We start from the raw sequence: 22176 nt of genomic DNA on the forward strand, positions 1-22176 counted from the left end.
GCTGTAGCCGTGGCTGATGTGGCGGCGATTAGGCGCTGATGATGTCGGGCAGCGGCAGGTCGTGGGCATCGGTGGGGACGTGGTTGATGCGTTGTTCGTCAAAGGCGATGCCGATGATTTGGCATGCGGGTGAGAGCATGGGCAGGTAGCGGTCGTAGCAACCGCCGCCGTAGCCCAGACGCGCGCCGGTTTGATCGAAGGCCACGAGCGGCACAACAATCATGTCGAGTGCTTCGGCAGGCACGATGGGGAAGCGGTCGCTGTCGATGTCCGTGGCCGCGAAGGCCCGCACGGGGTGGGCGGTAAACGGAGCCGCGAACGCATCGTCGGCGGCAACTGCTCGCATGCACATGCGCTGGCCACAAGCTGCGGTATCAATTGCCGAGAGCATGCACGGATAGGCCACGCGCCAGCCGCGCGCGGCGACCGCAGCGGCAAACGCGGCAGGATTGACCTCGGAACCCATCGCGGCATAGATGGCAACGGTGTGCGGCACCGCGGCATCCGAGCGATCCAACAGCTCAACCAGCCGCGTACAGATAACGGCGGACTTTGCCGCACGCACATCCAAATCAAGAGCATCGCGCCGGGAAATCACCGCCCGTCGCAACTCAGCCTTATCCATCCCAGCTCCCTCTCCCAAACCTACCAAAAAGGGACAGGTTTATTTTGGCAGGTTTTATCTGGGCAAACGTCGAAGCCGCCGCAAAGGCGCCCTTTGTGGCGGCTTCGACTCGACGTTGGCTTCACAGCGCCGCAGCGATCGCTTCAGTCACAAACTTATTGAGTGACTCACCCTTCTTTGCCGCCGCCAGCGCTGCTTGCTTGTGGAGCTCAGAGCCCGTTCTTACGTTGAACGAGCCCTTAAAAGCCCGCTCGGGTTCCTTGCCCTTCTCGGCGCAAAACTCAAGGTAATCGTCGACGGCGTCGTGGAAGCATTGCTCCACTTCTTCAGCCGTGGAGCCTTCAAATACGATTGCGTCCCTAATGCCGGCGACCATACCTGTTAGCACATGCTGTTCGGCATCGAACTCGACCGGGGCGAAATAACCCTTGTATGCCAAAACGTTACTCATGACTACCTCCGACATCTTGCAGAAAGCGAACGATGTTTCGAATGGTCCCCGCTGTCAATTCGTCAGATGGATGAGGCGTGTGCATTACGAACATCCTGCCATCTGATGGCCTGTAGAAGCGAACGCGCGATCCGGATGTCCTGCCTTTGCTGTCCATTTCAAAGCCATATGAAGCCATAACTTTAAGAAAGTCAGCGAATCTATACGTTGAAGGACAGCTAAGCAGCTGGGCGATGAGTTTATCGGATCGAGTCATCCCGCCTCACATTCTGCAACTATATTCTAGTTGCAATTTCAGTTTGATGCAAGCACCTCTACTATAGAACATGTGTGCGTATAGAACAAGTGTTCGAATCACAACTGAGGAAGGAGACAGGCACCTTTGTGGTGGTCTGTGCTGTGGAGTGGGCGTCTGCGGCGGTTTGTCTCAATCTGTAACAGTAACTCGGCAAAATTGGACCTAGATGTTACAGATTGAGACAAACCGCCGCGGTGGGCTGCGCCGCCCCGCTCAAACCGCAGAAAAAAGTAGATTTTCAGACATGTCCCAAAAATCTACCTTTGCCGTGCGTTAGCCCATCAGGTCGACGACGTTAAAGTCGGCGTTGCTCTTGGCGATGACGTCTCGGCCGCCAAAGACGCAGGTGGGCGACTCGGCTGCGATGCGCGTCACATCGGCGCCGAACGAGCGCAGCTCAGCGGGTGTGGCCGCGAGCATCTGGGCGCGACGTTCCTCGCGTGCGTGCGGATCGAGCCCGGCCAGGTAGGTCGTATTGCGGCGCTTGGTGAGCGCGTACGGCTTCACGGGCGCGTCCATGCCGCTCACGCAGCTCACGATAAAGCCCTCAAAGGCGGCCTCGTCGGGCTCAAAGCTGCCGAGCCATTCGCCCGCGCGTTCCATGCGCTCAACCGAAGGATCGACCGCCGGGTCGCGGTAGGTGTAGAACGCCGTCTGGCGCTCGCCGGCCGCGCGGAATCCGCATCCGTACGCACCGCCCTTCACGCGGATCTCGTTCCACAGGTAGTCGTAGGAGAGCGCGTTGGCGGCAACCGCCCAGGCGCCCGTCACGTTAATGTCCAGGCGACGCGGGTCACACGCGCTCGCCGCAAAGCAGATATCGCTGGGGATGACAAAGGCCTCGTGACGGTCGCGCGGCTCCGGCACCACGAGCGTGCCGCTGCCAGCGCCGTCGCCCACGCCAAGCCCCAGGTCGCCCGCGGTGGCCCAGTACGTGTCAAAGTCCTCGTCGCTGCCGGTAAAGCTCGCCATGCAGCCATCGGCCACAAAGATGCGGTTTGCCAGCTCGGCAAGCTTGGCGCGCAGGCTATCCAAGCGCTCGTCAAAGTGCTCGAGCAGATGGCGCAGGAACAGGTAGAAGTCCACGCCCGAAAGCTGCTCGCGCACCATGGCCGAAGGCGAGCTGTAGCTCATCGCGCGACCCAGCGCCGCCGAGTGTCCGTTGTTGATAAAGCCCTGTTCAAGCCCAATGCGAACCTGCGTGAGCACGTCGCGAACGCGGTCGGCGTCAGCATCGAGCAACAGCGTGCTCGACCACACCTCGCGCGGCAGGCTCGCCAGCGCGTCGATCTTTTCGGACAGGGCGCCGGCGCTCACCAGCAGGTAGGGGCGCACGCCGTCCACGTCGGGCTGCGTCATGACCTCGGTCGTAAAGCTCAAAAAGCCCAGCTTGCCGGCGAGCAGGTTGTCGAGTTCCTCGGCCGAGTGCTCGCGTGTGGGCAGCTGTTTGAGCAGGCGGCAGAGCAGCGTCACGTAGGGCAGGTCCTCAAATGCGACGCAGCTCAGGTCGAAATACTGCATGGCGTAGGCAAGACGGTTGGTGGGGATGCCGTGGCGCAGGCAGGGGATAGGCGCGGTCGTGTCCACGACCAGCGGCGGCTCGGGGCGCGCCTCGCCAATGTCGGACACACGCAGGCGCGGCAGCGTGGCCTTGTCCTCGGGCGTGTCATCCGCCTCCTGCGCGGCACGCAGCACAGCCGTGCGCTCGACCACGTCGGTCAGCTCGGCATCGGTCATGGCGTCCCGCTTGGCTGCCAGCTCGGCGGCCTCGGCGCTCTCCGCGCCCTCGGCGGCGTCCACCGGCACCAGTTCGACCAGCGCCATGTGGTCGTTTTCCAGCACCAGCTCGCGCAGCAGGTCCTCAAAGTAGCTGCCGTCCAGCTCGCCGCGCAGCTCCTCGTACACCGGGCCGTACTTGAGTGCTAACGTCGCGGCGTCGTCATCGTAGAGCCAGGTGCTCAGCGCGTCGCACGCAATAGCCACGCCGTCGGCGATACCGTAGTCGCGCTGGCGAAGGTCGTATTCGTTGCTGCTGATGATGGCCTCTAGGCGCTCGCGCGGAACGCCGTGTTCACACAGGTCGCGGCAGGCGTCCTGGAACACGCGACGCAGCTCGCGCGCCACGCCGGGCTGCGCGTTTTGCAGCATGATGAGCTCGTAGGGCTGCAGGCTCTCGGCCGCGGTGTAGCTCACCACGTTGCCGCCCAGGCCGGCGGCCAGAATGGCCTTCTTAACTGGTGCCTCGTTGGAGCCCAGCAGCGCCTCGAACAGGATGTCCGCCGCGATCGTGCGCTTGCGGTCGAGCGCGCTGCCCAGCACAAGACCCAGGCCCACCAGGGCGTTCTCGGGCGTGGTAGCCATCTCGATGCGCTTGTACTCGCAGGTCACAGGCGCCTGTACGCCCAGCGGATTGGGCGCCAGCGCGGACGGGTCCTCGCCGGCGGCAACGGCTGCGTCCATGCGGCGGCTCGCGGCACTCGGCTGCGACAGATAGCGCTCGTCCAAAAAGGCCAGGGCGCGGTCCACGTCCAGGTCGCCGTAGAGCGTGATGTAGGAGTTGGAAGGATTGTAGTGGCGCGCGTGCGTGTCCAGGAACTGCTCGTAGGTGAGTGCGGGAATCGCGCGCGGGTCGCCACCGCTCTCGTGCGCGTAGGCGGTGTCAGGATAGAGCGCGGCGTTGACGGCGTCGTCCAGCACGCTCATGGGGTCGGACAGCGCGCCCTTCATCTCGTTGAACACCACGCCGTTATAGCGTAGCGTGCCCTCGCGCAGGCTGGCGGGGCTGTCGCCGCCTTCGCCCTCGACACTCTCCGGCAGGTCCAGCTCGTAGTGCCAGCCTTCCTGCTCAAAAATGGTGGGCTTGGTATAGATGGCCGGGTTGAACACCGCGTCCAGGTACACGTCCATCAGGTTGTACAAATCCTGCTCGTTGGTGGTGGCAACGGGGTAGATGGTCTTGTCGGGGTAGGTCATGGCGTTGAGGAACGTCTGCATGGAGCTCTTGATCAGGTCGACAAACGGCTCCTTGACGGGAAACTTGGCCGACCCGCACAGCACCGAGTGCTCAAGAATATGGAACACACCGGTGGAATCGGCCGGCGGCGTCTTAAAGCCAATGGCAAAAGCCTTGTTTTCGTCGTCGCACGCCAGGTACAGCAGGCGAGCGCCCGAGGCGGTGTGGCGAAGCACGTAGGCATCCGAGTCGAGCTCGGGCACGGTCTCGCAGCGCTCGACGGCAAAACCGTGGCAGGTGGTACCGGGTGCCAGCAGCGCGGCGGCAGCGGCGCGCGAGTCGGTTGAGGTGGTGGGCATATGCAGCCTCCTTTGACGCCCCAGCGGGGGCGAATCGAGTCGAATCCTCGAGAGTATACCCATATGGGGCCGCGGTTCTGCAGCGAACTGAAGGCGATACCGGCGGATTGGGTAAAGGCCCCGCGTGACCGCCGCGCGAGCGTGGAAATTTGGACGCCTATCGAATGAGAGTGGATTTTCGGACGGAATCAGCCTCAAAACGCCCAAAAACCGTCCAAATACCCACCCTCATTTCCCGATCGTCCAAAATCCACGCTCATCCGCCGCCCACACATCTCTCATATCTCATTCGTCTCTAATACGAGAGATAACAGAAAGGTGAGAGATAAATATGAGAGATAACTGAGCAGCAAAGAGACAGGCAATCATGGTATTGTCTCAATACCGATTGTTCTACCAGCAAAAATATGTATAAATGAAGCAAATGGTAGACATTTCATCTCTATCTATCTCTTATCTCTAAGCCGAGAGATAGAGAGATAAATGAGAGATAATTACGAGAGATAACTGAGAGACGAGGGAAATCTATCCGCGGCATTCTCCGCAGGACCGAGCGAAAGGACGTGCAGATGAACGAAAACGAGCTGACCGGTCTGCTTGAGTCTTTAAGGCGTATGGGCTCGGATGATCTTAACGTCGAAGTGAAGGAGAGCGCCACGACGCTTTCCCGCGACGTGTGGGAAACGGTGAGCGCATTCGCGAACACTGCCGGCGGAATCATCGTGCTCGGAGTGAGTGAGCGCGCAGGTTTTGTCCCGGTTGAGAACTTCGAGACCGAGAAAGTGCTCAACCAATTTGTGTCAGGCATGGGTGATGCGGGCGGTCGAGGAAAGCTGGCCAATCCGCCCAAATACACGATCGAGCGAGTGGAGCTTCAGGGCGTCATCGTTCTCGTCATTACGATTGAGGAGCTCGATCCGTCGAGCAAGCCCTGCTATGTCATAGAGCGGGGCGCCCAGGGCGGCAGCTACAAGCGCATCGATGACAAAGATGTGCCGCTTTCATCGACCGAGGTGCTCGCATTGGCGTCATACGGTCGAGCGACTCCGAGCGATCGCGACGCGGTGGCGGGTGCGGGCGCGGACGATCTCGACGAGACGCTGGTCGACCGTACGATAGATCGGGCTTTCTCGTTGACGCCCCGGGCAATGCGCGGCGCGCCGGACAAACAAACGAAGCTGGAGCGCCTAAATATCCTTGATTCCCAGGGCAATGTCACCAAGGCTGGACTCCTAGTTGTGGGCACCTACCCTCAGCAGTTCTATCCCAAGCTCTTCGTTGACGTGGCTGTCCATGCGGGAACTCAGAAGGGCATGGCGGGGTCGCTGAGGTTCATGGACCGCACAATCTGTGAGGGAACGTTGGGCGAGATGATCTCGGATGCCGTCGCAGCCGTCGCCAAGAATTTGCGGCGAACCTCGACCGTCCAAGGCGTCTCGCGTGTCGACTCGCTTGAGATTCCCGAGGAGGTTCTGCGCGAGGCAATCGCCAACGCCGTAATCCATCGAGAATACGGGGATCGGTTCTGTGGACAATCGATTGCCGTCGACGTCTTTGATGATCGTGTCGAGGTGACGAATCCTGGCGGCCTTTACGGGGGAAAGACTCGCGAGAACTTGTTTGACGGCAGCTCCCGATGCCGTAACGCGACGCTTGTGAAGCTCATGTCGATTGTCCCGCTGCCGGATGGCGCAGGTTCGCCGGCTGAGGGCAATGGCTCGGGCATCCCGATGATGATCGATGCCATGCGCGCGCATGGTCTGGCCGAGCCCCTGTTCTGCCCGGGATTCGATCGGTTCAAGGTCGTACTTTACCGTTCAAAGATCGAGCCGGTCGATCATGGCGGGGGCTTAATTGTGACGGCACTCAAACACTACGGCGAGCTGGGGACGCGCGAGCTGGCAGAGCACACAGGGCTCACAATTTCCCAGGTTAGGTCGCGCGTCAACGCGCTCATTGCTCAAGGCGAGCTTGAGCCCACGGCGCCGGCGACGAGCCGCAACCGCAAGTATCGACTGTCGGAGCGCGTGGGATAGATGCGTTAGTGGACGAGGCGACCCAATAATCGACTCTCGATTGGCGTCCATTAAGGTAAAGCGGTTGTTGCCCAGTCGACGGTGATGCTAAAGACTCGGCTTACGCCGGCATGGCCCCGAACCCGTCCATCAAGAACAGCCTAAGAACCAGCTTGATGACATATCCCGGTTTGACTTCAGCCGTGCCAAAGACGCTGCGCTCGGCGAGCTCGCTGCAGTATGCATAGATGTCGCGGATAAGGTCCGCGCCCGAAAGCGTAAACATGTAGCCTGCGTCCGAAAGCGCATTGGGTGCGGCGGGCAATTTGGTCATGCGACAAAAGGTCAACAGGTCGGGCGCCATAGCGTCCTGGTAGCCAAGATGGCTGCCGTCTTCTTGTGCGACGAGTTCCAGCTGGCGTACTCGATCCAGCGCCGCTGCCAGCACAAAGCTCGGTGTGGGAGCATTGACGTCCTCCGTGCTCGCCACGAGTCTGCCTGCTGCCTGCGTGACAAGCCAGGCGACCTCGCGCTGGCAGCGCACGGCCTTGCGTGTAACCGGCTTGATGGACGAAGAAGAAACGCTCCCCTTAGGCGGATTCGAAGCAGCCATAAGACCCTCCCATGAACAATTCGGCCCAACAAGCCGGATGAAACACGTGCTACATCAGTATACAGGGGAGTGGGACAGCGGGGTACAAGCGCGCCAGCGGCAAACCGAGAGCATCAACGACGTGCCGATCGCGGAATGAGACCTCGTAATAATTGACTCTCGGCCATATTATTGAGGGGCATGATTCGCGTTCGTATGGTTGTAGGTGCTGGCGATGAACGACATTGACCTTGCTGTTCCGTTGATGGATGGACCAAGCTATGACCGCGCCTGCAGTCTCGTGCCTTCCGAATACGTTGAGGCATGGGAGTGGTTTCTGGGTGAGGAACAGCGCGGCGGCGTTTGGACCAGCCTTCCGCACCACACCAAGGAAGATAGCCCTCAGTATCAGTATCGTTTGAGAATTGGCTCGGACTTCTTTCCCGTAACGCGGGATTCAGGGATCTTCTGGCCGGGCCAGGATCGGGTGAAGCAAGATCCCGATAAGATCTTTGCGCTCTCGGTTCATAACTCTAAAAAGAGTTTCTATACCGATGTTCCTCCGCTCTATTTGGATGACGGCACGTGGGTCATTAAGTATTCGGTTCAAGCGCCGGGCACCGTTGGTTCTCGAGACCAAGACTATAACCGGAAAATGCTCAACTGCATGGAATGTGGCGTTCCAGTTGGAGTCATATTTGCAACTGAGGTGGGCTATAAGGTGCTTGGCCTTGCGTTTGTTGAACGGTTCGAGCCCGAAAACGGCTGGTTTGTTCTGCATGGTCCCGTTCATAAAGGCGGGCCTGACCCTCGTTTTGCGTCCGACATGAGCTATCTGAAGCACATGCCAGTCGACATTGAGTTTGCCGGACGGGATGCGACCGATGACGAAAAAGTTCGCTATGCGTTAAGGCGCGAGCGACTGGGGCAACAATGGTTCCGCAAGCAGCTCGTTGCCGCCTATGACGGCCGTTGCGCGGTGTCGGACTGCGGCGTCAGCGAAGCTCTGGAGGCTGCACATATCGAGAATTACTCGGGCCCTAAATCGCAAGTTGCCAGCAATGGCATTCTGCTTCGGCGCGACTTACATTCCCTATTTGATGCTCATCTGATTTCGTTTGAGCCTGTTTGCGGTGAATATCGGCTGTGCGGATCGTACCTGCTGGATAAGACCGACTACGCTTCCTTTGCAGGTGCGACGCTAAGGCAGCCGAATGAGCGTCAGTGGCGACCCAATACGGCGTTTCTTGAGGCCCATCGCATTGAGTTCGATCGCTCGGAAAAGAAGCGTGAAAAGGCGGGGATTCTGCCGTATTAGCGTATTTGGCTTTGGTGGTCTTTTAAGATCGTGTTGTTTGATCGGATCGCGTGGCGATGCAATTTCGCGCGCACTTGCTGGTGCATGCTCTTCCTGGTTTCAATTACGGGAAGGGAGCGAGCGTGAGCTGGCGAGGCGATGTCGTGATGGGGAAGTACGGAAAACTGCCGCGTGCCCTTATCGACAACAATATGTTTCCGAGCGTAGAAGTTGATTGCGGGTCGTTTGTCGTCGCCTGTCCTTGTTGCGGCTCGCAAATACCGTGTCTCGACATTCGGTTCATCGATGCGCGCGACAGACTCAGCGACGAAGTGAGAAAACGGACAGGCGTTCATATGCCGGTGTACCCGGAGAAATGCCCTGTTTGTGGCCTCGATATCGTGTACGACGCCGGCGACGAGGGATAGGTGATGCGGAGGAGCTGGCTGTGAAGGCCTCTCCGTCCCTACAAATAAATCCCCTCACCGAGTTGCTTGTGGAACTCGGCGTGATGGTCACGTGCCCAGGTAAAGAGCGCCTGGTCAAAGTCAGTGCGCGTAGCCGGGACGCCAAAGACGCCGGCAACTTCGACGCGCACAAACTCCAGTGCCGGCAGCTTGTTGATGGCAGTGAGGGCAAACGGGGATGAGGGCTCCTCGAACAGATAGCGGCTGCCTTGCAGCGCATCGCAACTGGTGCACGTGTTGCCGAGCGACGGGGCTTTGGAGGCTCGCGCGCCCACGGGCTTGTAGCCGCAGCGCTTATGAAGGTAGTCGCGGATCTCGCCCGGCGCGCAGCCAAGAGCGGGCACGATGGCGAGTGCGTTGGCGTTGGCCGTGTCGATGACAATGTGCCCGGCTTCGTTGGGCGCGTGTGCGATGGCGATGCTCTTGTCGTTATCGGTTCGATAGGGAATGCCGAAGGCCGCGACCGAGGTCTCTTTGTGACACTTCCAGCACTCGCGCTTGCCCAGTACTAGATATATATACGGCGCTGAGGGGTCGGATCGGTCAACACCGGGCAGCCACTCGGCAAAGGGCTCGGGGTTGACGCCGCTGGGTACATACCAGATCTTCTTGGTCCGGTCCCATTTGGCGCCCAGCGCCTTGGCTTCTTCTTTGTGCGAAAAGGGAACATCGAGCTCGGTGCGCATGGCGGCTCCTTGGTGCTGCAGGTGCAAGTGGCTCAAGGATACCGCAGAGCGCAGACATCGCGGCGTTTTGCTGAGAAGTTGCGGTTCGGATGGGTTCGAGACGCGTTGGTCTCGGCCTCGGTGGCTATTGGGGCGGTTTTGATTGACTGCGGAGTCAGCCGGGATAGGCACTTGGGTTGCTGACGCGGTTTTGTGCATGGGCAGGGTGGTTGTTTGAGCGGTTGGAGCAGTTTGCGGCGCAGTTTTGTGCCTGGCTATTGTTGATGTTGGGGTATTGAATTTATTTGGCAGCCATTCGTCAGGTGAATTGATGCTACGTTGCGATGATGGTTGGAGCTGCCAGCGGATTTGGCGACATAAAACAAAACAGCCCAGAGACATAGCCTCTGAGCTGTGAACATTTGGTGGGCGTTAGAAGATTTGAACTTCTGACCTCTTCCGTGTCAGGGAAGCGCTCTCCCCCTGAGCTAAACGCCCGATCAAGGGTGCGCAAGTGCGCAAGGGATAATATAACGGAGCCTGAACTCGGTGGCAAGAACATTTTTAAAAATCGCTTGCATTGTGGTCTGGTGAGAAAAAGCCGCTCGCCGCCTGCAGGTGACCGTTTGCGGTCAAATTATCGACAAAGCGTAGACAGGTTTGTGGCAAGGTTTCAGGGAAATATGTGCTGGCTTCGCCGTCTTGCGCACGATTGCACGAGGCGTGTGCCGTTGTTTGAGTAGTATGGGGGCCGACAATGAACATGCTGGTCGTAGATGATGAGGCTGATATCGCAAATATGCTCGCGGAGTTTTTCCGCATGGAGGGCTACGAGGTTTCGGTTGCCCATGACGGGCCGTCGGCCCTGGCGGCGGCTTCTTCTGGCCCCGCCCCCGATATCATGCTGCTCGATGTAAACATGCCGGGGATGGACGGCTTCGAGGTCTGCCGCCGCGTGCGGAAACATGTGAGCTGCCCGATCATCTTTCTAACGGCGCGCGTTGAGGATATGGACCAGCTTGATGGTTTTGCGGCGGGCGCCGATGACTACGTGCTCAAGCCTTTTTCTCTCGAGGTTCTGGGTCGTCGCGTGGCGGCGCACATGGCGCGCGAGGGAAGGACTCGCGATCGGCAAAGTGACGGCGCCGTCCGCTTTTTTGGCGAGATGACCATCGATTACGCTCAACGCATCGTTGAGGTTCACGGTGCGGGTGGTAATCGGGATTCGTCCGCCGGGGGCGATTCGAACGCGGTGACCGTCGACTTGACCAAGCTCGAGTTCGACATCATCGCCCTGTTGAGCAAGCGCCCTGGCCAGGTGTTTGACCGCGATGTGATTTACGAGCGCGTGTGGGGATGGGACGCCGCGGGTGACCCGTCGCAGGTGCGCGAGCACATTCGCCGCATTCGCAACAAGTTTACGTCGGCGGGGATCGCGGACGATCCGATCGCAACGGTATGGGGCGTGGGCTACAAGTGGGTGGCAAAGTGACAGGTTTTGGTAAGGGCCCACGCGGGCGCCATGCGCCTCACGAAGACGGCCGAGTTGTCGCTTGCGAGGACGGTTGTCGGGACAATGGCGGTTCTGTCCGCAGGCGCGACCGCCGCGCAGCTCGCCGCGCCGAGCGACGCGCGGCCCGCGAGCTTGAGCGCGAACAGCTGAAACGTCTGCCGCGAAAAGAGCGCCTGCGTACCTGGTGGAGCCTGCGGCCGTTGGGCGTGATCTTCACGGCGTATCTGGTCGCCTATCTTGTTGTGGCCACGGTGCTTGCGCTGAGTGCCATCGAGGTGCTCGCGGCTTGGAATAATGGATATTACGAACTTGAGGTGACGCTCGATAACGGTTTGACCGAGCACGGCGTGATCGATTCGGGCCCATACATCTACGACCCCACCTCTCAGCAGCTGCTTCCCGCATCCGAGCTCAACTTGCCAGGCGATGGGCCGTACGCGGTCTTCATTGCGACGGGCGATTGGGGGACTGGTAGCGATTACGTGCCGGAGGGCGGGCGCACCATCAGCACGCTGTACGCGACCGTCGACATGGTTCGTAGCGGCCAGGTGCACCTCTACGACTGGGGGCTCAATTACAACGAGGGTTATCCGCAGGAGGAGATCCTCGAGGTGAACAGCACGATTCCGGCGGAGAACCTCGCCCGCTATGACGCGTTGAGCCGCGCGGGCCGCGCGCAGAGCGTGGAGCTGTTTGAAAACATGACGGGAGCCGATCTTGAGGAGACGTTTGGCGAAGGGCTCGTCTCGAACACTGCCTATTATGCGGCTTCACCGCCTCCCGATGGTCCGATGCCTTGGGTCCTCACGCTTGCGACGGGGCTTGTGCCCGTTTTGGCGTACGGCGGCCTGGGTTGGCTCACGTTCAAGCACTTCTACCGCGTTCACATCGCCGGGCCCTTGGGGGAGCTGGCGAGCGCCGCGGGGCGCATCGCCGGTCAGGATTTGGATTTCTCGATCGAGCGCGTGCGGGGCAAAGAACTTGGTCGCCTGTCCGAGACGCTGGAGAATATGAGGGCGTCGCTGCTCGATGCCCAGCGCGAGCTGTGGCGCACCGCCGAAGGGCGGCGTCAGCTCAATGCGGCGTTTGCGCACGACCTCCGAACGCCGATCACGGTGCTCAAGGGGACGGTCGAGATGGCGCAGATGCGCCTGCGTCGCGGCGATGAGCTCGATGTTGGTTCGTTGGATGCCCTGTCGGCCCAGGTGGTGCGTTTGGAGCGGTACGCAACGGAGATGGGAGGGCTGAGCAAGCTCGAAGATCGACCTGTAGACCGCAAGCCGCTGACGCCGCGGTCCCTTGTGGATGAGCTCGAGTCGCATGCGAACGAGGTTGTTGCGGCGCGCGGGGAAGGGCTCGCGTTGAGGGTTGCAATCGACGAGGGTGAAGATGGCGCCCGCGCCGACATGACCCACATCGATCTACCCCTGGTCGAAGAGGTTCTCGACAACCTCTTGAGCAATGCGTGCGGCCATGCGAAGGGCGTCATCGAGGTTGAGATTTCTGTTCGCGAGGGCAGGTTGGCTCTGAGCGTTGCCGATGATGGTCCGGGCTTTACGCCCGAAGCCCTGCGGCGCGGGTGCGATCCGTTCTTTAGCGAGAACAAATCTGCCGAGCATTTTGGGCTGGGCTTGAATGTGTCGAGCATTTTGTGCGGTTTACACGGGGGAGCGCTTGAGTTAGGGAATGGTTCGACCGGCGGGGCACGTGTGACGGCGACGTTTAGCACGGGCGGCGATGGGGACGAAACGGGGGAGTTGTGACGAGGGCGCGCGCTGCGCGGGCGTCGCCGGGCTCATCGAGCCGTCGGCGAACCAGTTACCTGCTATTACCTTAAGAATGGCTTACCTTAACGTAAGGCTTACTGAATTGTCATTGCTGGTAGACAAAACATAGACACCAAGTTGCGAAACTGTCCTTGTCAGGTACACAAGGAGGTAACGCGATGATGAGGATGCAGCCCGAAGCCGAAGGGTATTCCGGTCAGGTTTCTTGCGGGGGCGCCGCTCGCCGTCTTGACGTAAGCGCCTTGAGCGAGCTTCGCAATCGAGTCGCGGGCGCTCATGACGCGCTGGACGACGCCTCTTCTGCCGGCGCGCGGACCGCAAACGCCCCCTCATTCGCGACCGCTGCGGCAATGTCGGCCGAGGCCGTCGCAGAGGACGATGGTCTCGATGCCCGCCGTCGAATCCTGCGCCGTCGCGTGCTTTTGGCGCTTGCAGCCTCGGTCGCGATCCTCGCGACTGCATGCTGGGAATACCTTCCGGGGATCTTGGCATGGCTTGCAGACCCTCAGGCGGTTCGGTCGTTCGTCGCCGACCACAGCGTGATAAGTCGTCTCGTCATGCTTGGAATCAACGTCACTCAGATCTTCTTGGCCTTTTTGCCCGGCGAGCCTGTGGAGCTGGCGAGTGGTTACGCGTTTGGCTTCTGGGAGGGGACGGCGCTGTGTCTCGTCGCCTCGGGGCTGGCGACGTCGGCGATTTATTGGGCGACGCGTCGATGGGGCTGGAGCCTGGTTGGCCTCTTCTTCGACCGCAGCCTTCTCGACCGGTTTTCGTGGCTCAATAATGCGAAGCGACTCGAGCTGGTCATGCTGGTGATTTTCTTGATCCCGGGAACCCCGAAGGACTTCTTGACGTATTTCGCCGGCCTCACCAAGATGCGCTGCGCCCCCGTGGTGCTCATCGCAACGTTTGGGCGCATTCCCTCCATTGTGACTTCGACGGCCGCGGCATCCGCTGCGGGCAGCGGAAACTGGTTGGTGGTTGGTGTCGTCGCTGCCGTGTCACTGCTGTGCGTGGCGTTGGGCGGCTTGCTGTATCGTCGCCTGTGTGCCAAGGCGAACTGAGGCGGCCGACGAGGATGTACGGCGGCTGATGGGCCTTTTGCGGCCACATCGGACCGCCGGTCGCCACAGCAATCCAAAACCTCCCCAACATGTGCATTCTGAAATCGAAATCTTGCGGAAACGCGAGCAAAATGCACATGCTGGGGGAGGTTTCGAGGGTTTACGCGCTTGCGACCCCGCTATGCGCTCCGATTGATGAAAAAATCGGCCATGGAGCAGAGCAGGTCAGCGGCGTTGTGCGAAATGACACCGGCCTCGGCGAGCGCGCGGCTGGTGTCTTGCGCCTCTTGTGCGAGTTTGAGTGCGAGATCACGGCACGCGTCGATGCCGCCGCCGATCTCGATGAGTTCGACGGCGCGCGCGAGGTCCGCGGGGTCGCTCGTTTTTGCTTCGAGCAGCCCCCAAGGGCCGCGGCCTCAGGTTCGACCGGCTGGCCCCGGCGGACCTGTCGTTGGCGATGTCGCACGTGAACTCCGAGCCGCGCGGCGCGCTCGGCTTCGCGACGCCCGCCCGCGCCTTCCGGGCGATGCTCGGCGGCGACGCGGCGGCGCTGCTGGAGGCGTACGGCATCGAGGACGTGCCCGTCGGCGAGCTCGACCTGACGCCGGGGCTCATCGCGCGGGCGCGCGAGGAAAGGGGCGATGCCCCGCTGTCCTAGCCTGAAAGGGAAAAACGGAATAGACGGAACCGACCGTTCGGCTGAGTCTGGGAAGAGGTGCCGGGCGGCGGGCGGAGCATGGCCACCGGACCCATCGAAACACATCTCCACCGTTCCTTCAACTGGGAAAACGGCGCCCCCGGGCCCCGGGAGGGGCCGCGGGGGCGTTCGGCTAGGTGCGGGAATGGCCTATTTGCTCAATGTGTTCGGCTGAGATCGGAAATCAACCCTTGCATTGTGGAATTCGGGGGCTTTGTCATATCCATTTCAAAAGAGCCTGCTGCCGCGATTTGGCTGTCGCATAATGCAAGGCCATTGCGGTACCGAGCTATGGAAAGACGCCTGCGGAATTGTCCTACCGATAAGCGGACAAGCCTCCGGCTGGTGCCTTCGCCGTGGTAAGGTAAGCCGAATTGTTTCCAGGCTGTTTCGGGGGAGTGGTATGAGCAAAGAGTGCGTCGAGCAGGTCGAAGGCGCAGGAGCTTCGGTGCCGATGACCGATATATCGAACATTGATGTGCCCGAGGGCACCGACGAGCTCAGCCGCAGCACCCGCCGTGCATGGCGCGACCGCCTGAACAGCGCTTCGACGCGCAAGTTGATCATGGGCGTCTTGGCTACGCTGGTGGGCGGTTCGTTTTGGGGCTTCTCGGGCACCAGCGCGAGTTTTCTGTTCGATACCTATCACGTCGACACCTTGTGGCTTATGAGCGTGCGTCAGATTCTCGCCGGTCTACTCTTTATGGCCGTGGTTGTTACGCGCGACCGCGAGCGCCTGATTAAGCTCTGGACCACAGCCGCCGATCGCAAGCAGCTGCTGCTCTTTACCGCCTTTGGCCTGCTGTTCAATCAGTTTTGCTATCTTTCGGCCGTGCGTCTGACGAACGCCGGAACCGCGACGGTGCTCCAGTGCCTGCAGCTCGTTATCATCATGGGCTACACCTGCGTGACCGATCGCCGCATGCCGCGTACTCGCGAAGTCATCGGCATCGGTCTGGCTCTGGGTGGCACCTTTTTAATCGCCACCGGTGGCGACCCCACCAGCCTGAATATCTCGCCGCTCGGCCTGATCGCGGGTCTCATGTGTGCGGTCAGCGCTACATGCATGGCGGTGATTCCCGCCAAGATCCTGCCCGAATACGGCAGCCCCATCGTCACGGGCTCGGCAATGCTCACGGCGGGCGTGGTCTCGTGTGTCTTCGTGCAGCCTTGGGCGCATATGCCGGCGCTCGACGCTGCCGGCGTCGAGGCGCTCGCGGTGTTCGTGGTTATCGGCTCGTTTTTTGCTTACATGCTCTATATGCAGGGCGTTAAGGACATCGGCTCGGTACGTGCGAGCCTCATCGGAACTGTGGAGCCGGTTTCGGCGACCATCACCAGCGCCGTTATGCTGGGCACGGTGTTTTTGCCGACCGACCTTATCGGCTTTGCCATGATCATCGTGATGATGTTCCTCACGGTGTAGCTGGCGCCGCCGCCAAGACAGAAAAGGTGTTGTGCCACATTTTCGCCAATTGATGTCCGTGTCTGGAGTTTAGCTGTCGATGCCCAAAATGCCATAAACTAGCAACGTTATGGACTTTTTCATTGCGACTCAATTGCGAGGATTTCTTTATGGCTGGTAATCACTTTAAGGGCAGCGATAGCGGCCGTCCTGCAGTTCCGCCGCGTCCGAACGGGGCTGGTAAGGCCGGCACGCCGGGCGGCGCTGGACAGGGCGGTTCTGGTAAGCGCGTGTCCCCGGGCGAGACGGCGATGTTTACCGCTCTGTACGAGCAGTCTCAAAAGGCAAAAAAGACCGGCCGTGCAAGAGGGAATGTCTTTGCGGGCGGTGCAACCTCCACGTCGCAGCCGAGCGGGGCTCCTTCGGCACCTGCGAACAACGCAGGTGCTGTCAACGCCGCGAATACCGACGGCAACGTTAATGCCGGCAGGGCCGCCAACAATACTCCCTCTTCCGGTGGCGTGGGGCTTACGGGTAACCTTGGCACGATTTACACCGGCGCCTCCGAGACTGGCACGTTCGCCCGCCTGGATGATAGCGGTGTCGAGTTTGCGGGCTCGGGTTCCAAGGAAGATTATTACGATTTTGGCTTGAACTACGGTGGCGACGCTTCGTCGAGTTCGACCTCTGACGGTCTGGTCCGTCATCGCCATCGCAAGGGCGAGCGCAAAAAGCGTCACACTGGCGCCATTATTGCCGCTGTAGTCGCGGTGCTTCTCGTTGCGCTTGGCGCAAGCGGCTTTATGCTGCTTAACTCGGCAAAGACCGTAAAGAGCGAAGCGAAGGAGGCTGTCGAGATCGTCGGTGGCCTTAAGGACAAGGTCACGTCGGGCGATTTTTCGACGCTGCCTGACGACGCGAAGAAGATCGATGAGCTCTGCGACAGCATGAAGGCGGAGACCTCGAGCCCGCTGTGGACGGCGGCTTCATTTATCCCGGTGTATGGCAGCGATATCAATGCGGCCCGCACCATGATCGACGCCCTGTCCGATGTCTCGAGCAACGCGCTGGTTCCCATGGCCGATAACCTTTCGCAGGCCACGCCCGGCAAGCTGTTCCAGGATGGGACCATCAACGTGTCCGCACTGCAGGCGGTCGCCGATTCGCTCTCCGATAGCTCGAAGGTGTTCAAGAGCGTCAACGAGAAGATCCAGGGCATTGGCGATACTCATATTTCCCAGGTGACCGAGTTGGTCGATAAGGCCAAGGACGGCTTTGCCACCCTCAACGGCGCGGTTGACGCGGCGGAGAAGGTCGCCCCCGTCCTTCCCCAGATGCTCGGCGCCAACGGCCAGACGCGCAACTACCTTGTGTACGCCATGAACAACGTCGAGATTCGTGCCTGCGGCGGCTTTGGCGGTTCGCAAGGTTTGATTTCGGTCACCGACGGCCAGATGTCGATTGGCGAGTTTGTTCCCCGCATTGGACTCAGCGAGGATGAGGCAGTCGAGAGCGTCGACGAAGAGGATGAGGCGCTGTTCGGCAACCACAGTAACCTGTACAACTCGGGCAATACCTATTCGCCTGATTGGCCCCGCAACTCGCAACGTGTCGCCGCGCTGTGGAAGTCCCAGTATGGGCAGGACGTTGATGGCGTCGTCGGCATCGATCCTGTGTTCTTGCAGTACCTGCTGGGCCTTGTCGGTAATGTCTCGCTGCCCGATGGTACGGTCGTCGACGGTACCAACGCGGCGAAGGTTCTCATGCACGATGTGTATTGGAACTATCCGGTCGAGGAATCGGATGGCATCTTTGCGGCTGTTGCCAGCGCCGCCTTCGACAAGATTCTCGGTGGCATCGGTGATGTCGACGTTACAAAGCTTGTCGGTGCATTCGAGCGCGGTGCCGAAGAGGGCCGTCTGATTGCTTGGATGAGAAACGATGATGAGCAGAATGCCATCAAAGAGACGGGCATTGACGCTTCGCTGCCCGATCCGGATGATCCGAGTGCCGATCCCGTTGCCGGCGTTTACTTTAACAACCTGAGCTTCTCCAAGCTCGACTGGTATCTGAACGCCGACACGCAGATTGGCCAGGGCGTCAAGAACGGCGACGACACGTGCTCGTATCGCATCACCGTTACCCTGACGAACATCATGACGCAGGAGGAGGCAGGCAAGCTGCCCGATTACGTCGCGGCGAGCGCGCCCGATGCCGCGCGCGACGACGAGCGTCTGAATGTCTCACTGTTTGCCCCGACGGGCGGCAACATTACTGATCTGACCGTCGAGGGCGCCCAGTTTGGTCTTGGCGCCGCTACGTGGCATGGAATTCCCTTCTATTCGGGCACCGTTGACCTGCATGCTGGCGAGACGACGACGATCACGTATACGCTGACCACGTCGGCCGAGGCGGGGGACAAGCCGCTTACGCTGCGTCAGACTCCTACATGCCAGGCGGCTCGCGACAGCGCGTCGGCGTAGGGTTTTTCTGGTAGCGCAGATAATCGAGTACCATTTTGGGGCGGACAGGCAATCTGTCCGCCCCTATTTTGTAAGGAGAGCGCATGAAGTACTTTGGCACCGACGGCTTTCGCGGTGAGGCCAACGTTGGGCTGACGGTAGAGCACGCTTATAAGATTGGCCGTTTTGTGGGCTGGTATTACGGCGCCAACCGCGAGCGCAAGGCGCGTGTGATCGTGGGCAAGGACACCCGTCGCTCGAGCTATATGTTCGAGGCGGCGCTGGTGAGCGGCCTGGTCGCGAGCGGTGCGGACGCCTATATGCTGCACGTGATCCCCACGCCGGGCGTAGCGCATCAGACCGTGGAAGGCTGCTTCGATTGCGGCATCATGATCAGTGCGAGCCACAACCCGTTTTGCGATAACGGCATTAAGCTCGTCAATAGCGACGGTTTTAAGATGGACGAGGACGTACTGGAGCTCATCGAGGACTACATCGATGGTAAGAGCGAAGTACCGCTGGCCACGGGCAACCACATCGGCGCCACGGTGGACTACATGCAGGGCCGCAACCGCTACATTGCTTCGCTCATCGCCAGCGCGAACTTTTCGTTGCAGGGCGTCAAGATCGGTATCGACTGCGCCAACGGCTCGGCTTCCTCGGTGGCCAAGCCGGTGTTTGACGCGCTCGGTGCCGACGTGCGCGTGATCAACGCCGCGCCCGATGGCTTTAACATCAACGTCGACTGCGGCTCCACGCATATAGAGCGCCTGCAGCGTCATGTGGTGGAGCAGGGCCTGGACGTGGGCTTTGCCTATGACGGCGATGCCGATCGCTGCTTGGCCGTGGACGAGCGCGGTCGCGTGGTAGACGGCGACCAGATCCTGTACGTGTGTGGCGTGTATCTGAACAAGCACGGTCGCCTTTCGGGCGGTACCGTGGTGCCGACGATTGCCAGCAACTTTGGCCTGGTCAAGTCGCTGGAGCTTGCCGGCCTAAGTGCCGTGACCAGCGGTGTGGGCGACCGTCACGTGTATGCCAAGATGCGCGAGGGCGGCTACAGCCTGGGCGGCGAGCAGACGGGCCATACGATCTTTGGCGATATCGAGCGCACGGGCGACGGCATTATGACCTCGCTGCGCGTGATGGAAGTGATTCGCGCCGAGCGCGAGACCCTCTCGCAGCTCACGGCTCCGTGCAAGCTGCTGCCGCAGGCGCAGGTGGCCGTGCACGTGGCGGACAAGGACGCCGCGCTGGGCAACATGGGTGTGCAGGCCGCCATCGCCGAGGCCGAGGCATCGCTGGCGGGCGAGGGACGCGTGCTCGTGCGCAAGAGCGGAACCGAGTCGGTGATTCGCATTTTGGCCGAAGCCCCCGACCAGGCATCCGCCGATGCCGCCATGAAGCGCATCGTCAACGCACTCGAGGCTCTATAGGGCGCCTTTTGGGCTGTCTGACAGGGGGTTATAAAAGGATGTGGCCAAAAAAGCAAAAATGAGTACTGTCACTAAATAAGCAACAGCAAATTTTGCCTCAAAAGGCCGTTTCGGCATTGCCTGAGCGTTATATCGACAGACATTGCTCCTCATATGTCCAATAAACAGGGTCGCGGATGAGATTAAATCTCATCCGCGACCCTGTTTTAGCCCGAAATAAATGCTATCAACCTGACAACAGTACTCATTTTTGCCGTTTTTGACCACAGCCTCTCCGGAGCAGTCACCCAGCACTTGGGGACGTTCCCTTTCTGCCGGCACTTGGGGACGTTCCTTATCTGCCGGCAGTTTAGGAACGTCCCCAAGTGCCGGGTTGTTGGCTGGCGAAGAGTGTCCCAAACGACTAGTCATTAAAGAGCGGCCCCAATGACTAAGTGAAAGGGGGCGCTGCGAATTGATTCCGCGGCGCTCCCCTTTGCGTTGGCGTGTCGGTTATGCCTTACAGCTCGTACAGCGTGGTGAACTTGTCCTGCAGGTAGCTGCAGTAGTAGCGGGCATCGAACGCCATGCCGCAGGCGCCCTTGATGAGCTCCGGCGCGTCCTTGGCGCGGCCCCACTGCCAAATGCGCTCGCCCAGCCAGGCGCGGACGGGCGCCAGGTCGCCGCTCGCACAGGCGCCGTTAAGGTCGACACCGTCGCGGCACATGGCCGGCACAAACATGGCGTCGTAGGCGCTACCCAGTGCATACGTGGGGAAGTAGCCAAACGAGCCGCCGCTCCAGTGCGTATCCTGCAGGCAGCCGTGCGTGTCGTCGGGAACGGGAATGCCCAGGTACTCGTTCATAAAGCGGTTCCAAAGCGCGGGGATGTCCTTGGCCGTGGCCTCGCCGGCAAACAGCATGCGCTCGATCTGGTAGCGCACCATAATATGCAGCGGATAGGTGAGCTCGTCGGCCTCGGTGCGGATCAACGACGGCTGCGCGATGTTCACGGCGCGGTAGAGCGTGTCCTCGTCGACGTCGCCGTAGACCTCGGGTGCGTGGCGGCGCAGCACCTCGAGCAGCGGTCCCATAAAGGCGCGGCTGCGACCCACGGTGTTCTCGAAGAAGCGGCTCTGGCTCTCGTGGATGCCCATGGAGGTGCCACCCTCAAGACAGGTGCGCGCATAGGCAGGATTGACGCCCAGCTCATACATGGCGTGTCCCGCCTCGTGGATGATGCTGTAGACATTGGAGATACAATCGTCCTCGTAGATGTGCGTCGCGATGCGCGCGTCACCCACGGCAAAACCCTCGCTAAACGGGTGCTCGGTAAAGGCAAGCGTGGTGTCGTCCAGATTCAGGCCGACAAGCTTCATCAGGTCGAAGCTCATGGCACGCTGAGCAGCCTCGGGCACGTGGGCGTGCAAAAAGTCGGCGGCCGGCTGCTGGCCGCGCTCGCCGATGGCGTGCACGAGCGGCACGACCGTGGCCTTGACCTCGTCACAAAACGCATCGAAGCTCTTGGCGGAAAGGCCGCGCTCGTACTGGTCGAGCCAAACGTCGTATGGGTCGCGCTTGGGGTCCATAAGCTCGGCCTGATGCTTGAGCTGGCCCACAATCTTGTCCACATAGGGCTCAAAGCTCGCCCAGTCATTGGCCGTCTTGGCCTTGTGCCACACGGCGTCGGCCTCGCAGGTGAGCCTGGTCCAGGCCTCGGCCTCCTCGGTAGGGACAACGCTCGCTTCGCGCTGGTCGCGGCCGAGCACGCGGATCTCGTCGAGCAGCTGCGGGTCGTCTACATGTCCGCCTGCAACCGTCTCGCGCGCTAACGAGCGTACGAGCTCAACGGATTTCTCGCTGGTCAGCAGCTTGTGATGCTCGCCGGCAAGCGTACCCATGGCGTCGGCACGGGCGGCAGCGCCGTTGGCGGGAGCAATCGTCGCTCCATCGAACTCGGCAATCTTGAGCAGGTACTCGCGAGTCCACAGCTTGCCTTCGAGTTTGCGGAACTTTTTGACGGCCTTGTCGACCTTCATGCCTTTAGGCGTCTTGCCCGCTGCGGGCTTGGCCTTCTTATCGAGTTTCTTTCCCATATCGTATCCTTAATCT

The 22176-nt window shown here is 60.5% G+C and carries 16 protein-coding genes and 1 tRNA gene; 9 read left to right on the plus strand and 8 right to left on the minus strand.

Features of this window, described 5'->3' with window-relative positions; genetic code table 11:
* Positions 1-28: 28 nt before the first annotated feature.
* From DXD94_RS06235 to DXD94_RS06250, 4 genes are all read right to left on the minus strand, one after another.
* Positions 29-625, minus strand: a complete 597-nt coding sequence (locus DXD94_RS06235; RefSeq protein WP_117763546.1) for a 5-formyltetrahydrofolate cyclo-ligase — start codon at positions 623-625, stop codon at positions 29-31.
* A gap of 121 nt (positions 626-746) precedes the next feature.
* Positions 747-1076 (minus strand): type II toxin-antitoxin system HicB family antitoxin, encoded by a 330-nt coding sequence (locus DXD94_RS06240; RefSeq protein WP_022094981.1) that lies wholly within the window; start codon positions 1074-1076, stop codon positions 747-749.
* Complete coding sequence (locus tag DXD94_RS09965; protein WP_117763547.1) at positions 1069-1332, minus strand: type II toxin-antitoxin system HicA family toxin; 264 nt, start codon at positions 1330-1332, stop codon at positions 1069-1071. Before DXD94_RS09965 ends, DXD94_RS06240 begins: the two co-directional genes overlap by 8 nt.
* 315 nt (positions 1333-1647) lie before the next feature.
* Positions 1648-4686, minus strand: coding sequence for an insulinase family protein (locus DXD94_RS06250; RefSeq protein ID WP_117763548.1), 3039 nt, complete (start codon positions 4684-4686; stop codon positions 1648-1650).
* Positions 4687-5255: 569 nt separating this feature from the next.
* On the opposite strand from DXD94_RS06250, the gene DXD94_RS06255 reads away from it, so the two are divergent.
* The gene (locus tag DXD94_RS06255) at positions 5256-6722 is read left to right on the plus strand and encodes an ATP-binding protein (RefSeq protein WP_117763549.1); all 1467 of its coding nucleotides are present in this window, start codon (positions 5256-5258) and stop codon (positions 6720-6722) included.
* A 100-nt stretch (positions 6723-6822) separates the two neighbouring features.
* Here the strand turns inward: DXD94_RS06255 and DXD94_RS06260 are convergent, their stop codons facing one another.
* Positions 6823-7314, minus strand: coding sequence for a hypothetical protein (locus DXD94_RS06260; protein ID WP_117763550.1), 492 nt, complete (start codon positions 7312-7314; stop codon positions 6823-6825).
* 214 nt (positions 7315-7528) lie between these two features.
* Here DXD94_RS06260 and DXD94_RS06265 point away from each other — a divergent pair, with 214 nt between their 5' ends.
* Positions 7529-8611 carry an HNH endonuclease gene (locus DXD94_RS06265; protein WP_117763551.1) on the plus strand — a complete coding sequence of 361 codons (1083 nt, stop codon included), beginning with the start codon at positions 7529-7531 and terminating at the stop codon, positions 8609-8611.
* A 445-nt stretch (positions 8612-9056) separates the two neighbouring features.
* Here the strand turns inward: DXD94_RS06265 and DXD94_RS06275 are convergent, their stop codons facing one another.
* Together DXD94_RS06275 and DXD94_RS06280 are read right to left on the minus strand one after the other, a co-directional pair.
* Entirely contained in the window at positions 9057-9743 is a 687-nt protein-coding gene (locus DXD94_RS06275) for a DUF5710 domain-containing protein (protein WP_117763553.1), read from the minus strand.
* Between the two features lie 402 nt (positions 9744-10145).
* Positions 10146-10220, minus strand: a tRNA-Val gene (locus DXD94_RS06280).
* 259 nt (positions 10221-10479) lie between these two features.
* On the opposite strand from DXD94_RS06280, the gene DXD94_RS06285 reads away from it, so the two are divergent.
* The 7 genes from DXD94_RS06285 to glmM all read left to right on the plus strand — a co-directional run bounded on the left by DXD94_RS06285 (position 10480) and on the right by glmM (position 20086).
* Positions 10480-11214 (plus strand): response regulator transcription factor, encoded by a 735-nt coding sequence (locus DXD94_RS06285; RefSeq protein WP_117763554.1) that lies wholly within the window; start codon positions 10480-10482, stop codon positions 11212-11214.
* Positions 11211-12998: a HAMP domain-containing sensor histidine kinase gene (locus DXD94_RS06290; RefSeq protein WP_233540333.1), complete on the plus strand. Its 1788-nt coding sequence runs from the start codon at positions 11211-11213 to the stop codon at positions 12996-12998. The genes DXD94_RS06285 and DXD94_RS06290 overlap by 4 nt, the downstream gene beginning before the upstream one ends.
* 182 nt (positions 12999-13180) lie before the next feature.
* Positions 13181-14086 (plus strand): TVP38/TMEM64 family protein, encoded by a 906-nt coding sequence (locus tag DXD94_RS06295; protein WP_233540334.1) that lies wholly within the window; start codon positions 13181-13183, stop codon positions 14084-14086.
* 451 nt (positions 14087-14537) lie between these two features.
* On the plus strand, positions 14538-14744 hold the full coding sequence (locus DXD94_RS06300) for a hypothetical protein (RefSeq protein ID WP_199568404.1): 207 nt from the start codon (positions 14538-14540) through the stop codon (positions 14742-14744).
* Between the two features lie 442 nt (positions 14745-15186).
* Complete coding sequence (locus DXD94_RS06305; protein WP_199568405.1) at positions 15187-16209, plus strand: DMT family transporter; 1023 nt, start codon at positions 15187-15189, stop codon at positions 16207-16209.
* 149 nt (positions 16210-16358) lie between these two features.
* Positions 16359-18671 (plus strand): DUF4012 domain-containing protein, encoded by a 2313-nt coding sequence (locus tag DXD94_RS06310; protein WP_117763555.1) that lies wholly within the window; start codon positions 16359-16361, stop codon positions 18669-18671.
* Positions 18672-18754: 83 nt separating this feature from the next.
* Positions 18755-20086 carry a phosphoglucosamine mutase gene (gene glmM / locus DXD94_RS06315; protein WP_117763556.1) on the plus strand — a complete coding sequence of 444 codons (1332 nt, stop codon included), beginning with the start codon at positions 18755-18757 and terminating at the stop codon, positions 20084-20086.
* Positions 20087-20585: 499 nt separating this feature from the next.
* Here glmM and DXD94_RS06320 read toward each other — a convergent pair whose 3' ends face one another.
* Positions 20586-22160, minus strand: a complete 1575-nt coding sequence (locus DXD94_RS06320) for a carboxypeptidase M32 (protein ID WP_117763557.1) — start codon at positions 22158-22160, stop codon at positions 20586-20588.
* Between the last annotated feature and the right edge of the window lie 16 nt (positions 22161-22176).

The organism is Collinsella sp. TM10-22, assembly GCF_003466125.1.
Lineage (GTDB): Bacteria > Actinomycetota > Coriobacteriia > Coriobacteriales > Coriobacteriaceae > Collinsella.